Here is a 14,622-nt window from a genome sequence, read left to right as displayed (position 1 = left end):
AGGATGATTCCCAGGTTTTTACTCGCAGCCGCCACGGCGCTTCTGCTGACGGCGTGTGCCACGGATGCCGCCAAACCCGACGCACCGGCCGAGGCTGAAGCCGACACCGCCGCCGTCGAATTGCACTTCCACGCGATTGCCGGGCTCAACCCCGGTGCCAACGGCCAGGCCGCACCGGTGCGGGTGCGCATCTTCGAGCTGAAAAACGCCGCCACCTTCGGTCGTTCCGATTACTTCGCCTTGGCTGACCGTGCGCAATCCACCCTCGGCCTGGACCTGCTCGACCAGGACGAAGTGATGGTGCAGCCCGGCCAGCAATTGAGCATTCAGCGCGACCTCGACCCGTCCACCCGCCAGATCGGCTTGCTGGTGGGTTATCGCGAGCTCGACCGCGCGCAATGGCGCACGGTGATCAACGTGCCGGCGCGCCAATACACCGAATACCAGATCAGCCTCGATGTGCGTGCCGTGCGCGCCGACGTCGTGGTTCCCCCATCCAGCCCTGCCAGATAAGAAGCAATCGGAGCCCCCATGTCCTGGAACAATCGCGTGGTCTGGTCGGAAGGCATGTTCATCGGAACGCAGCACTTCCAGCAGCATGACCGTTACCTGGAAAACCTCATTGATGCCCGCAGCCGTCCATTGTCTGCAGGCAGCTGGGGTTTTTCCGAATTGCTGATCGACCAGGGCCTGTTGGCTCAGGGCAAGCTGGCCATCGTGTCTGCACGCGGCCTGTTGCCCGACGGCACGCCATTCAATATCCCCCAGGACGACCTGGCGCCGAGCCCGCTGAACATCGACGACAACCTGCGCGACGGCCTGGTGTACCTGGCCTTGCCGCTCAAGCGTGCAGGCGCGCGCGACACCGTCGACGAAGGCGAAGCCCTTGGCGCCGCGCGCTATGTGAGCCAGGTGCGCGAAGTGCGTGATGACAACGCGCCGTTCGAAAACCGTGCGCCAGTGGCCGTGGGCTCCCGGGCCCTGCGCTTGCTGACCGCCCAAGATGGCATCAGCGATTACGCCGCCGTGGGCCTGGTGCGCATCAAGGAAAAACGTGCCGACCGCGCGCTGGTGCTCGACGACACCTACATCCCGCCCGTGCTGGACGTGGCCGCCAGTAAACCGCTCACGGCGTTTCGCAGTGAACTGCTGGGCTTGCTGCACCAGCGTGGCGAAGCCCTGGCTGGCCGCGTGGTCGCCTCGGGCGCCGGGGGCGCGTCGGAGATTGCCGACTTCATGCTGCTGCAACTGGTCAACCGCGCCCAGCCGCTGATCCAGCATTTCAGCCAGTTGAGCCCGCTGCACCCGGAGCGTTTTTTCAGCGAGCTGGTGAGCCTGGCCGGCGAATTCTCCACCTTTTCCACCACCGGCCGGCGCCCCCAGGAATACCCGCACTACCAGCACGACGACCTGGCCCTGAGCTTTGCCCCGGTGATGGCGGCGCTGCGCGAGGCCCTGTCGATGCTGATCGACAGCAAGGCCACGCCGATCCCGATTGTCGAGAAAGCCTACGGCATCCACGTGGCGATGCTGGCCGACAAGACCCTGATCGACACCGCCAGCTTCATCCTCGTGGTGCGCGCCGATGTGCCCGGCGAGACCCTGCGTGCGCGCTTCGGCCAGCAGAGCAAGGTCGGCTCGGTGGAGCACATCCGCGACATGGTCAACCTGCAGCTGCCGGGCATCGGCCTGCTGCCGTTGCCGGTGGCGCCACGGCAGATCCCTTACCACGCGGGCAGCACCTATTACGAACTGGACCGGGGCAGCGAGCACTGGCAGCAGTTGAGCAATTCCGGTGGGTTTGCCTTCCACATCGCCGGGCAGTTCCCGGGCTTGAACCTGGCCTTCTGGGCGATCCGAGGATAATCCGCGATGCATCCCAATGATGACGACCGCACCCAGTTCATGCCGCGCCCGGGTGGCCGTGCGCCAGAACCTGCGCGTGCCGAACCCGCGCCTTTGTCGATGCCGGCCGCGCCGATGCTCACCGGCAAGAGCCAGGGCCTCAACCCGCTGGAAAGCGCGGCTGGCCCGTTGCTGGCGCTGCTGACGCGTCTGCGCAACACCATCGCCCACCCGGCGCCCGCCAGCTTGCGTGCGCAGTTGCTGGCGTACCTGCGCCAGTTCGAAGAGCGCGCCGAAGCCGCCGGTATTGCGCGCAATGAAGTGCTGTTGGCGCGCTACGCGTTGTGCACTGCCCTGGATGAAGCGGTGTTGAGCACGCCGTGGGGCAGCACCAGCGATTGGGGCAAGCAGAGCCTGTTGATCACCGTGCACAACGAGGCCTGGGGCGGCGAAAAGGTCTTCCAGTTGCTCGACCACTGCCTGCAAAGCCCACGGGAACGCCTGTACCTGCTGGAGCTGTTGTACCTGTGCATGTGCCTGGGTTTCGAAGGCCGCTACCGCGTGATGAACGACGGTCGTAGCCAGCTGGAAGCGTTGCGCGAACGTACCGCCGCTGCGATTCGCAGCGCCCGTGGCGAACACGAGCGCGAACTGTCGCCGCACTGGCGCGGTGTGACCGTGGCCCGCGATCGCCTGGCGCAATTCATGCCGCCATGGATCGCGGTGGCCATCGGCGTTGCGCTGTTGCTGGCATTGCTGTTCGGCCTGCGCCTCAAGCTGGCGTCCGACGCGGAGCCGGTGTTCAAGAATATCCATGCCCTGGGCGAGATCCCGGTGCAAGCCATAGACCGCCCGGTGGCGCAGCCCAAGGTGATTGAGCGACCCCGCCTGGCGGGCTTCCTGGTGGAAGACATCAAGGCCGGCCGCGTGGCCGTGGAAGATGCCGTGGACCGTTCGGTGGTGACCATCCGGGGCGACGAGCTGTTTGCGTCCGCCAGTTCCAGCATTGTCGATGACTACCAGCCGCTGATGCTGCGCATCGCTGACGCCATTCGCAAAGTGAAGGGCCAGGTGCGTGTCACCGGGCACAGCGACAACCGGCCGATTGCCACGTTGCGCTTCCCGTCCAACTGGGCGCTGTCGGAAGCGCGGGCCAAGTCGGTGCTGGAGATCCTGGCGGCCAAGACTGGCCAGGCCGAGCGCTTCAGCGCCGAAGGCCGCAGCGACACGGAGCCTGTGGCCACCAACAGCACAGCCGAAGGCCGCGCCCGCAATCGTCGGGTTGAAATCACTGTATTGGCGGAGGGCGTCGAGTGAAGGCGTTTTTCAGTTTCATGATTCGCTGGGTGATCCCGGTGCTGGGCTTGATCGCCTTGAGCCTGATCATCTGGTTTGTCGGGCCGTTGCTCGATGCCTTGGTACCGGAAGGCCGCCGCTGGGCGCTGATCATCCTGGTGTTCGCGGTGTGGATCGCCTACCGCGTGTTCCGCATCATCCAGGCCCGTCGCCAGGCTGCCGAAGTGATGCGCAGCCTGGCCGCCGAAACCCCGGCCGACCCCAACAGTGTCGCCACCGCCGAAGAACTTTCCACCCTGCGCCAGCGCATGGACGAGGCCCTGGCGCTGCTGAAAAAGGCCAAGCTGGGTGGCGATGAACGCCGCAACCTCTACGAGCTGCCGTGGTACGTGATCATCGGCCCACCGGGTTCGGGCAAGACCACCGCGCTGGTCAACTCTGGCTTGCATTTCCCATTGGCGGCCCAGTTGGGCGCGGGTGCCGTGCGCGGCGTTGGCGGTACGCGCAACTGCGATTGGTGGTTCACCGACCAAGCGGTTCTGCTCGACACGGCGGGCCGCTACACCACCCAGGACAGCAACTCCACGGTGGACAAGGCCGCGTGGCTGGGCTTTCTTGACCTGCTGAAAAAGCAGCGTTCGCGCCGCCCCATCGATGGCGCGTTTATCGCCATCAGCCTGTCGGATTTGCTGCTGGGCACCGACGCGGAACGTGCCGCCCACGCGGCCGCCATCCGCCTGCGTATCCAGGAGCTGTACACCCAACTGGGCGTACGCTTCCCGATCTACCTGATGCTGACCAAGCTCGACCTGGTGCCGGGCTTCATGGAGTTCTTCGACAACCTGAGCAAGGAAGACCGCGCCCAGGTGTGGGGCATGACCTTTGCCCTGGACGACGGCAAAAACAGCGACAGCCCGCTGGCGCACCTGCAAAGCGAATTCGCCGGGCTGGAACAGCGCCTCAACGAACGCCTGGTGGAGCGCTTGCAACAGGAGCGCGACCCGGCGCGCCGCGACCTGATCTACGGTTTCCCGCAGCAGTTCGGCGCGTTGAAAGATTGCCTGCAAAGCTTCCTCGAAGGCGTGTTCAAACCCAATGCCTTTGAAGAGCGCGTGTTGCTGCGCGGTGTGTATTTCACCAGCGGCACCCAGGAGGGCAGCCCGATTGATCGCCTGATCGGCGCCATGGCCCAGAGCATGAACCTGGACCGCCAACAACTGGCGCGCCAGAGCGGCACCGGGCGCAGTTACTTCATCGAAAAGCTCTTCACCGCCGTGGCGTTTGCCGAACGCGGGTTGGTGGGCGTGAACCCCAAGGTCGAACGTCGACGCAAGTGGATTGCGCGTGGCGTGCTGGCGGCCACCGTGGCGGTGGTCGTGGTGGTCAGTGGCCTGTGGTGGGTGAGTTATCGCGCCAACCAGGCCTACATCGCCCAGGTTGACCAGAAGGTCGCGCCGCTGGGGCAGGCGGTACAGAGCCTGAGCCCGGCGCAGCGCGAAGTCCTCGCCGTGCTGCCATTGCTCAACGCGGTGAAGCACTTGGCGGGGGATTCGCCGAGCTGGTCCGAAGGGCTGGGGCTGTATCAGGGCGACATGCTCGAAGCCGAGTCGGCCAGTGTCTACCGCAAGCTGTTGATCGCGGTGTTCGCGCCACGTTTGGTGACGCGCATCGAAGAGCAACTGCATGGCGGCGGCAATTCCGACTTCCTCTACGAAGGCCTCAAGGCCTACCTGATGCTGGCCGACAGCGAGCATTACGACCCGGACTTCATCAAGGCCTGGATCGCCCTCGACTGGGACCGCAACCTGCCACGCGACCTGCCGGCCGATCAGCGCCAGGCCCTGAGCGGGCATTTGCAGGCGCTGTTCGAACGCCACCCGCCAAGTGCGCGCCTGGACCCACGCTTGATCGACGACTTGCGCCGGCAACTGCAACAACTGCCGGTGGCGCAGCGTGTGTATGACAGGGTCAAGCGTCAGAAGCTGCCGGAAGGCATCCCGGACTTTCGCATTAACGAAGCCGCTGGCCGTGACGCGGCGCTGGTGTTCAGCCGCAAAAGCGGCAAGCCGTTGGGCGAGCCGTTGAGTGGTTTCTTCACCGCCAAGGGCTACCGCCAGGCGTTCTTGCTCAGCAGCCTGAACCAGACCGGCACCCTGGCCGAAGAGCAATGGGTGCTGGGCCGCGAACAGGCGGATCAGCAAAACGTGGTGAGCCTGGCCGGTGATGTGCGCCGTTTGTACTTCCAGGACTATCAGCGTCAGTGGGACGCGCTGCTGGCAGACATCGACTTTGTGCCGATCACCAGCGTGGCCCAGGCGGCCGACGTGCTGCGGGTGATCTCCGGCCCGACCTCGCCGCTGAAAAAACTGCTGGTGGCGGTGGCCAAGGAAACCGACCTGCAAGCCGAAGAACGCCAACTGGCCGCCAAAGGTGTGCCGGTAGAAGGCGGCGTGGACAAGCTCAAAGAGCGCCTGGGCAGCCTGCTCGGCCAGGAGCAACCGGCGGCCAGCGCGCCCGCTGCTGCGGATGATCCGGTGACCGCGCACTTTGCCGAGCTCAACAGCATCGTCAGCAAAAACGAAGGTGAGCCAGCGGCCATCGATGGCTTGCTGTCCGACATGAATGCGCTGTACGTGCAGGTCAGTGCCATGGTCGGTGCCAGTGGCGACGCCTTGCTCGGCGAGGCGAAGAACCAGGCGGCGGCTGCGGCCACGCGGGTCAGCCTGAATGCCGAGCGTCAGCCACCGCTGGTGCAAGGCATGGTCAAGTCGGTGGTCAACTCCACCACCAACACCATGATGGGCGGGGTGCGTAACCAGTTGAACGCGGCGTGGGTCAGCGAAGTGGTCAACGTGTATCGCCAGTCCCTGGCCGGGCGTTACCCGATGGCGCCGGGCAGTGCGCGGGATGCCACCCTGGATGACTTCGGCCAGTTCTTCGGGGTGGGCGGGGTGATGGACAACTACTTCCGCAAATACCTGCAGCCTTACGTGGACACCTCCGCCCAGACCTGGCGCTGGCAGCCGGGCGCGGCGCAGAAGCTCGGGATTGCCCCGGGCGTGCTGCAAACCTTCCAGCGTGCGGCGGCGATCCGGGATGCGTTTTTCCGCGCTGGGGGCACCCAGCCCATTGTGCGTTTTGAACTCAAGCCGGTGTCGATGGACCCGACCATCACCCAGTTCCTGCTGGATCTGGACGGCCAGCAATTGAGCTACGACCACGGCCCCAGCCGCCCGGTGGCCATGCAATGGCCGAACCCCGGCAGCATTGGTGTGGTGCGGATTTCCATCATGCCGCCGTCGGCCAGTGGCCGTTCCGGCGTGACCCTGGACGGGCCGTGGGCCTGGTTCCGCCTGCTGGAGCAATCGGACCTTACGGCCGGCAACTCGCCGGACCGCTTCAACCTGCGCCTGCGGGTCGACGGGGCGAGCATCGCCTACGAGTTGCGCGCCAACAGCGCGTTCAACCCGTTCAAGAGCCGGGTGCTCAGCGGTTTCAGCCTGCCGGAGCGGCTATGACGACGTTGGGTTTCTACGGCAAGTTGGCCAGCCGGGGTGACTTTGTCAGCCGCGCCTTGCCCCAGAGCTTTATCGGCCCGTGGGACAGCTGGCTGGCCGCAGGTTTGCTCGCCAGCCAGAACAGCCTCGGCGGTGACTGGCTCAACACCTACCTGGTCAGCCCGCTGTGGCGTTTTGTGCTGGCGCCGGGCGTGTGCGGGCCGGACGCCGCAGCGGGTGTGGTGATGCCGAGTATTGACCGGGTCGGGCGTTATTTTCCGCTGGCGGTGGTCATGTTGCTCGATCACGACACCAACCCTGCATCCCTGGTCGGCGGGCCGGACACCTGGTTCGAGCAAGCTGAAGAACTGCTGCTGAGCACGCTGGACGCGGGCGCGACCTTCGAAAGTTTCAACGAGGGCGTCGACAACCTGGGCCTGCCGGGCAGTGAACCCCGCGCGGTGGACAGCCGTTTCGCCGGCCTGCAACGGGTGGCCGCCACCGTGCCCCACGGGCGCCTGGCCGCGCTGGCCGAACAGGCCTGCGAAGGGGCGAGCCTGTGGTGGGGCCGCGGTTCGCAACAGATTTCCCCTGGTTTATTACGGTGTCAGGGCCTGCCTGCCGCCGGCGATTTTGCGCAGTTTTTGCTCGGACAAGAAGGTGTGGTGTAGATGGGGTCGACGTTCAAATCCGCGAGCAAAAGCCATGTGGGCATGGTCCGCCAGGTCAACGAAGACGCGTGCCTGGACCTGCCGGAGAACCGCCTGTGGGTGGTGGCCGACGGCATGGGCGGGCATGCGGCAGGCGACTATGTCAGCAGCCTGATCGTCGACAGCCTGCGCGGCGTGCCGGTGGGGCGTTCCCTGGACGAGTACTCGGCCGCCCTGCGCAACGACCTGGTCCGCATCAACGCCGCCGTGCGCGAAGAAACCGCCAACCGTGGCGTGAGCCTGATGGGCAGCACCGTCGTGGTGCTGGCGGCGCGTGGCCTGCGAGGCGTGTGCCTGTGGGCCGGCGACAGCCGCTTGTACCGCCTGCGCGATGGCGTGCTGGAAGGCGTCTCCCGTGATCACAGCTACGTGCAGGACCTGCAAGACAGCGGCCTGCTCAGCGAAGCCGACGCCCGCGTACACCCGCGCGCCAACATCGTCACCCGCGCCATCGGGGTGGAGGCACAGCTGGACCTGGCCGTGACCGACCTGCTGATCGCCCCCGGTGACAGCTACCTGTTGTGCAGCGATGGCCTGAACAAGACCGTCGAAGACCATGAAATCCGCGAAGTGCTGAGCCACGACGCCCCCGACGAAATCGTGCGCAGCCTGGTGCACCTGGGGCTTAACCGGGGCGCACCGGACAACATCACCGCCATTGTCGTGAAGGTCTCGCCATGAACATCGTGATCCCGGGTTATGACATCGACGGCGAGATCGGCGAAGGCGCCATGGCCAGCGTGTACCTGGCGACCCAGCGCTCGCTGGAGCGCAAGGTGGCGCTGAAAGTGATGGCGGCGGCCCTGGCGGCGGATCCGACCTTCTGCGAACGCTTTTTACGCGAGGGCAAGACCCTGGCGCGTCTGTCCCACCCGCACACCGTGACCATCCATGACATCGGCAATGTCGGTGAGCTGTATTACATGGCCATGGAGTACCTGCCCAACGGTACGCTCAAGGAGCGCATTGCCGCCGGCATGACCCCGGAGCAGGGCGTGACGCTGATCCGCCAGATCGCCTCGGCACTGGGTTATGCCCACGCCCAAGGCTTGGTGCATCGCGACGTGAAGCCGGCAAACATCCTGTTCCGCGCCGATGGCACGGCGGTGTTGTCGGACTTCGGCATTGCCAAGTCCCTGGACGACCGCACCCAGTTCACCCAGGCCGGGTTTGCCGTGGGCACGCCGAGCTACATGAGCCCGGAACAGGCGCGGGGCCAGGAGATCGATGGCCGCGCCGACCTGTACGCGTTGGGCGTGGTGCTCTACGAAATCCTGGTGGGCAAGCTGCCGTACACCGGCACCGATGCGCTTTCCACCGCGCTGGCGCACCTGACCGAACCCCTGCCGGAATTGCCGGTGCACCACGGCCGTTATCAGGACGTGCTGCGCAAGCTGTTGGCCAAGGACCCGGCAGAACGCTTTCCGGATGCGGCGGCCTTGCTGCGTGCGTTGGATCAACTGCCGGTGGATTCGCCGGAAGCAACGCTGGTGCGGCCGTTGCCGATTCCCGTTCCGACCCCAGTCAGTTTCGACCTGGCCGGCATCACGCCAGAGTCCATCGAGATCCCCACTGATAAACCCCAGCCGGTGCGCCAGCCAGTGGTGCCGCCCACCCAACACAGTGAACAGCGGCGAGGGCCGGTGTTGGCACTGGCCGCTGTTGCGGTGGCGGTTGCATTGGCCATCGGTGGGGCCAGTTACTGGTGGTTGAGTGGCAGCGATACACCTGCCGCCAAGCCACCGGCTGCCGTGGTGCCGACGGTCACACCACCGCCTGCGCCAGCGGTGGCCGAAGTGGATGGCGGTCAGCGCCCGTTGCTAATGGCGGGCAAGAAGACCTTGTTCCAGCGGGTCCTGAGCAAGCCGGGGACCAAACTTTCGGCCGAGGCGGGCAGTGCGCCGGGCAAGGCGTTGCCGGCGTTTTCCGTGCTGTATGTCTACCAGCGCAAAGACGTCGACGGCAGCCCGTGGGTACGCGTCGGTGCCGCCACCGATGGGCGCAGCGATGGCTGGCTGCCTGCGGCCCAGGTCAGTGACTGGAAGCAGAGCCTGGTGCTCAAGTTCACCGAACGCTCGGGCCGGGCACCGGTGATGTTCCTGCGCCAATCCGCTGAGGTGGAAAAGCTGCTGGCTGACCCGGCAGCCGCCAAAGGCGTATTGGCCAAGGCGCAGAAAAACAGTGACGACAACGGCCAGGTGCTGGCCCTGGAACCCACGGCCAGCGCGGTGCCGCAGAACCAGTTCTACCTGTTGCCGATCTTCGATTCCAAAGAGAGCTTCGACGAAAACGGCCAGCCGGTGCAGCTGCTCAATGTGGCGTCCATCGACCCCGGCAGCGCGGCGGCCAAGCCCGCTACGCCGGTGATCAGCGCCAACGCCGACGCCTTCCGGACTGCCGTGGTGCTGGTGGTGGACACCACCGTGTCGATGCAGCCGTACATTGACCAGGTGCGCGACGTGGTGCACGAGCTGCAAACCCGCATCGCCGAGCGCGGCGAGCTGGACAGCGTGAGTTTTGGCTTGGTGGGGTTCCGTAACAGCACGAAGAAAACCCCGGGCCTTGAGTATGTGGCCAAGACCTTGATCACCCTCGATCAGGGCCGCGACCCGCAACGCTTCCTCGACATGGCGCGTCAGGTCAAGGCGTCGACCGTGTCCAGCCATTCCTTCAACGAAGATGCCTTCGCCGGTGTGATGCAGGCAGTGGATGGCATGGACTGGTCCGGCTACGGCGGGCGCATCATCCTTTTGGTCACCGATGCGGGTGCGTTGCGCAAGAACGACCCGTTTGCCGCCACCCAGATGAACGAAGCCGAGGTGCGCCAGGCGGCACTGGGCAAGCAGATCAAGATCTACGCCCTGCACTTGCGCACCGATGCCGGCAAGAAAACCCACGCCGGCGCCGAGAGCCAGTACCGCATCCTTACGGCCGACGCCAACCCGCAGATCGGCGACCTGTACACGCCGGTGCCGGGTGGCGATGTACACAAGCTGGGTGAGCGCGTGGATGAGATCGGCAGCGTGTTCGCCAACCTCGTGCACCAGGTGCGCAGCAACACGCCGCAACCGGTGCCGTTGCTGAGCAGTGCGCCGAGCCTGGCGGACAAGTCGGCGGCGGTGGGTTATGCGATGCACATGGACTTCCTCGGTCGCAAGACTGCGAGCCAGGCGCCGCAGCTGGTCAGCGCCTGGACCGCCGACCGTGACCTCACCAACCCGGCGCTGCCGGCGTTCCAGGTGTGCGTGATGCTCACCAAGTTGCAGCTCAACGACTTGCAGCAGTCGCTGAAACTGATCGTCGATGCCGCGCGCAAGACTCAGACTTCCCCCAAGGATTTCTTCCAGGAAATCGCCAGCGCCTCGGCCTACATGAGCCGTGACCCACAAGCTTTGCGCAAGGGCGGCAACCTGGCCGACGGTGGCATCCTCGGCGAATACCTGGAAGGCCTGCCGTACCGCAGCAAGTCGTTGAACATGACCCAGGACCTGTGGTTGTCGTTGAGCGTGGCCGAGCAGGAAGACTTTATCGATGAGCTGGATTCGAAAATCCGCCTCTACGAAACCTTCCACAATGACGTGGCCAACTGGGTCCGTTTCGGCGATGCCGAGCCGGGCGATGCGTTGTACCGCGTGCCGTTGTCGACGTTGCCGTGATGTTGAGTCTGAGCGCGGTGCACAAGAGCCGAGGCGTCGGTAGCCAGCGCTATAGCCTGGTGATCCCGGCGCTGGCGCTGCGTGCGGGCGAGCAATTGGCAATCGTTGGCCCCAGCGGTTGCGGCAAGAGCACTTTGCTGGATTTGCTGGCGCTGGTGTTGGCGCCCGATCAGGTCGGGCAGTTTGAATTCCATCAGCACGACATCGCCGGGTTGTGGCGCGGTGATCAGCAAACCACGTTGGCCGCCTTGCGCAGCCAGCACCTCGGGTATGTGCTGCAAACCGGTGGCTTGCTGGGCTTTCTCGATGTGCGCAGCAATATTGCGTTGTCGCGCCAACTGCTGGGCTTGAAGGACGACGGCAGCGTGACGCGCCTGGCCGAGCAGTTGGAGATCAGCGACCAATTGGCCAAGAAACCCGCCGCCCTGTCGGTGGGCCAACGCCAGCGCGTGAGCTGTGCCCGCGCCTTGGCCCATGCACCGCAATTGGTGTTGGCCGATGAGCCAACCGCCTCCCTCGATCCGCTGAACGCAGAACGGGTGATGCAGGCGCTGCTGGCCCAGGCCCGCGAGCACCGTGCCGCCTGTGTGATCGCCACCCATGACGAACCTCTGGCCCGTGCCAGTGGCTTGCAGGTAAGGCGCATCAGTTGCCGTCGTGATACCGACGGCGGCGTTACGGCGACCCTCGGGGAGGCGTGCTGATGCGTATCGGTCTGGTGGCGTCGCTGGCCTGGCAGGACTATCGCAATGACGCCTGGTTGTCGGCCTGTTCAGTGCTGGCGCTGGTGGCGGTGATCGCGCCGCTGCTGGTGTTATTCGGCCTGAAGTTTGGACTGGTTAGCAGTTTGACCGAACGTTTGGAGACCGACCCCGCCACCCGTGAAATTATTCCGTTGGGCGGTGGTCGATTCAGCAGCGCATTTATCCAGCAGCTTGGCGAGCGTGGTGATGTGGCGTTTGCCGTACCGCGTACGCGGCAGATTGCGGCGACCGCGCAGGTGGGCACCTTGACCCTGGAAATGCTGCCGACGGCCGCGGGTGACCCGTTATTGAACGGCCTGCCGATGCCCAAGGGGCTGGAGCAGATTGTGCTGAGCCACACCGCCGCTGAAAAGCTGGCGGCACGGCCTGGCGATTGGTTGGACGCAAGCTTTGCCCGGCAAGTGGCGGGTCGCGTCGAAGCCCGGCGCACACGCTTGCAAGTGCTGGCAGTGTTGCCGCTGGAAGCTTTCGCCCGAGACGGTTTGTTTGCCGACCTGGGCTTGCTGGAAGCGGCGGAAGATTATCGCGACGGCCGTGCAGTGCCGGCGCTGGGTTGGGACGGTGAGGCGGCTGGCGCGAATGAGCAGCGGGTGTACCCGGCGTTTCGCTTGTACGCCCGTACCCTCAGCGATGTGGAGCCGCTGCGGGTGTTTTTTGCCGGGCAGAACCTGTTGGTCTCGACCCAGGCGCAGACCATCGCGCAGGTGCAGTCGTTGAGCCGCAACCTGTCGATTGTGTTCTGGGTGATTGCCGGAGTGGCGTGGGTGGGGGCGTTTGCGGCGATCTTCGCCGGGGCGTTGGCTGCCGTGGCGCGCAAGCGGCGGGAATTGTCGGTGTTGCGCCTGTTGGGGTTTTCCACCGGTGGGCTGTTGCTGTTTGTGGTGGTGCAGGCGCTGTACAGCGCAGGTGCCGCCGCCGTGCTCAGTGCCGCGCTGTATGGCGTGGCCGAGGCGGGTTTGAATCAACTCTTTGTGCAGGTGCCGGGCGAATACGCCAGCCACCTGCTGGCGCGTCATTACGGCCTGGCCCTGGTTGCTGTCCTGGGCGTAAGCGCCGTGGCGGCGGCCTGTGGGGGTTGGCGAGTGGCGCGTATCCAGGCTTCTGAAGGAATCAGAGATGTATAAGTTACTGGGCGCCTGTGTGGCGCTGAGCCTGGCCTCGATGGCCTGGGCCGATGAGGCGAGCGACAAGCTGGACAACCCCAAGCCGTTGGAAGGCGACGTCAGCCTGCCGCTGCCGTGCGACGGCAACATGCTGTTCCGCTACGCCTACGTGCTGGCCCAGGGCACCCTGGATGACCGCGAGATCAGCCTCGGCTACCCCTTTGCCGAAGGCGAGGCGGGTTATCAGCAGTCGTTCATTTCCGGCTACCGCCGCGACTTCATCAACGGCCAATTCACCCTCAAGGACCTGCCCAAGGACTGGAACAAAGTCATCGCGCCGTTGATGCCCAAGACCGACGCGAAGACCCCGCTCAAGCCGATGCTCTACTTCATCGGCAAGTACGAAGTGACCACGCGCCAGTACGCGCAAGTGATGTCCCAGGCGCAGTCCCTGGCCAGCGGCGAGCCGGCCCCGGCGTGTGATGCGCCGACGGGCATGGCGGCACGTTTGCCCAAGGTGAAGCTGTCGCGCTTCGAAGCCGAGCGCTTCTCGGCGGTGTACAGCGCCTGGCTGATGAAATACCACCGCGACCTGCTGCCCGTGAGCGGGCGTGGTTCCTCTGCCGAAGACGGCGGCCTGGGCTTTGTGCGCCTGCCCACCGAAGTGGAATGGGAGTTCGCCGCACGCGGTGGCCAGGCGGTGAGTCGCCAGGACCTGGAAGGGCGCCTGTTTCCTCGCCGCGCCGAGGGCAGTGAAACCGACGGCCCGCTGGCCGATTACGCGGTGTTCAACCAGGTTGCCGGTGGCACCGGCCAGGCTGCTCGCCTGATGCCCATCGGCACCAAGTTGCCCAACCCCATCGGTATGTTTGATGTGATCGGCAACGCCGCAGAAATGGTCCAGGAATCCTTCCAGCTGGTCCACGCCGGTCGCCGTCAGGGCACCTACGGCGGCTTTGTGGTCAAGGGCGGCAACTACCTGGAAGGCGAGGGCACGTTGTTCACCGGCATGCGCCGCGAGTACCCGCTGTTCGCCGCCGATGGCACCGAGCAAAGCAACGAGACCACCGGTTTCCGCGTGGCGATTGGTGCGCTGTCGGCGCCGCGTTCGCGCTACAAGGAGCTGTTCGCCCAGTGGCAGAAAGAGGGCCGCCTGGCCTCGCTGACCGACGCGATCGACGACGCCCAGGACCCGACCAAGCGCCTGGACAGCATCATCGCCGCCAGTGTCGACCCCAAGCTGCAAGCCGAGCTGGGGCTGGTCAACGAAGAGCTCAAGCGCAACGTCTCGCTGATCGCCCAGCAGCGCGAAGAAGCGGCGGGCAACCTGATCCAGTCGGCCGCGTTGGTGGCCGAAACCATCAGCAACTACAACATTCGCCTGGCCAACCTGCAGAAGAGCCGCCAGCAGGCCCTGGACAACAAGGACGAGGCCAGCGCGCAGCTGTTTGCCACGGCCATCGACAACGGCCGCAGCGCGCTGGATGGCGCGGTGGCGATCTATATCGACAACCTGGCCACCGGCACGCGTTACACCGATGCGGTGATCCAGGCGCAGTTTCAACGGATCAAGGAAGAGTTGGATCGCAAGCCAGTGCTCGGCAAGAGCCTGGTGACGCGCGCAACACTGTTCGTTCGCCATGTCGGCAATTACCGCAAGCAACAGCGGGCCGACCCGGCAACGATCTTGAAGGAATTGCTCGCAGCGAGCGGACAGCGATGATCGCTGGCTGTATGGCGAGCTTGGAAGG

General features: G+C 65.2%; 10 protein-coding genes. All 10 read left to right on the top strand.

Annotated features, from left to right (window positions below; genetic code table 11):
• Positions 1 to 3 precede the first annotated feature (3 nt).
• From tssJ to HX792_RS01555, 10 genes are read left to right on the top strand one after another with little or no spacing between them, the layout of a single operon-like run.
• Positions 4 to 513: a type VI secretion system lipoprotein TssJ gene (gene tssJ / locus HX792_RS01600; protein WP_176994478.1), complete on the top strand. Its 510-nt coding sequence runs from the start codon at positions 4 to 6 to the stop codon at positions 511 to 513.
• A gap of 18 nt (positions 514 to 531) precedes the next feature.
• Positions 532 to 1,866 carry a type VI secretion system baseplate subunit TssK gene (gene tssK, locus HX792_RS01595; RefSeq protein WP_176994477.1) on the top strand — a complete coding sequence of 445 codons (1,335 nt, stop codon included), beginning with the start codon at positions 532 to 534 and terminating at the stop codon, positions 1,864 to 1,866.
• 6 nt (positions 1,867 to 1,872) lie between these two features.
• The gene (locus HX792_RS01590) at positions 1,873 to 3,162 is read left to right on the top strand and encodes a DotU family type VI secretion system protein (protein ID WP_176994476.1); all 1,290 of its coding nucleotides are present in this window, start codon (positions 1,873 to 1,875) and stop codon (positions 3,160 to 3,162) included.
• Positions 3,159 to 6,659: a type VI secretion system membrane subunit TssM gene (tssM, locus tag HX792_RS01585; protein WP_176994475.1), complete on the top strand. Its 3,501-nt coding sequence runs from the start codon at positions 3,159 to 3,161 to the stop codon at positions 6,657 to 6,659. Before HX792_RS01590 ends, tssM begins: the two co-directional genes overlap by 4 nt.
• Positions 6,656 to 7,309, top strand: a complete 654-nt coding sequence (gene tagF, locus HX792_RS01580) for a type VI secretion system-associated protein TagF (RefSeq protein ID WP_176994474.1) — start codon at positions 6,656 to 6,658, stop codon at positions 7,307 to 7,309. Before tssM ends, tagF begins: the two co-directional genes overlap by 4 nt.
• Positions 7,310 to 8,029: a PP2C family serine/threonine-protein phosphatase gene (locus tag HX792_RS01575; protein ID WP_176994473.1), complete on the top strand. Its 720-nt coding sequence runs from the start codon at positions 7,310 to 7,312 to the stop codon at positions 8,027 to 8,029.
• Positions 8,026 to 11,004: a serine/threonine-protein kinase gene (locus HX792_RS01570; protein WP_176994472.1), complete on the top strand. Its 2,979-nt coding sequence runs from the start codon at positions 8,026 to 8,028 to the stop codon at positions 11,002 to 11,004. Before HX792_RS01575 ends, HX792_RS01570 begins: the two co-directional genes overlap by 4 nt.
• On the top strand, positions 11,004 to 11,708 hold the full coding sequence (locus HX792_RS01565) for an ABC transporter ATP-binding protein (RefSeq protein ID WP_176994471.1): 705 nt from the start codon (positions 11,004 to 11,006) through the stop codon (positions 11,706 to 11,708). Before HX792_RS01570 ends, HX792_RS01565 begins: the two co-directional genes overlap by 1 nt.
• Positions 11,708 to 12,892: an ABC transporter permease gene (locus HX792_RS01560; protein ID WP_176994470.1), complete on the top strand. Its 1,185-nt coding sequence runs from the start codon at positions 11,708 to 11,710 to the stop codon at positions 12,890 to 12,892. Before HX792_RS01565 ends, HX792_RS01560 begins: the two co-directional genes overlap by 1 nt.
• The gene (locus HX792_RS01555; RefSeq protein ID WP_176994469.1) at positions 12,885 to 14,594 is read left to right on the top strand and encodes an SUMF1/EgtB/PvdO family nonheme iron enzyme; all 1,710 of its coding nucleotides are present in this window, start codon (positions 12,885 to 12,887) and stop codon (positions 14,592 to 14,594) included. Before HX792_RS01560 ends, HX792_RS01555 begins: the two co-directional genes overlap by 8 nt.
• The last annotated feature ends 28 nt before the right edge of the window (positions 14,595 to 14,622 follow it).

Source organism: Pseudomonas sp. B6002 (genome assembly GCF_013385985.1).
Lineage (GTDB): Bacteria > Pseudomonadota > Gammaproteobacteria > Pseudomonadales > Pseudomonadaceae > Aquipseudomonas.
This window is presented reverse-complemented; position numbering and strand designations above follow the sequence as displayed.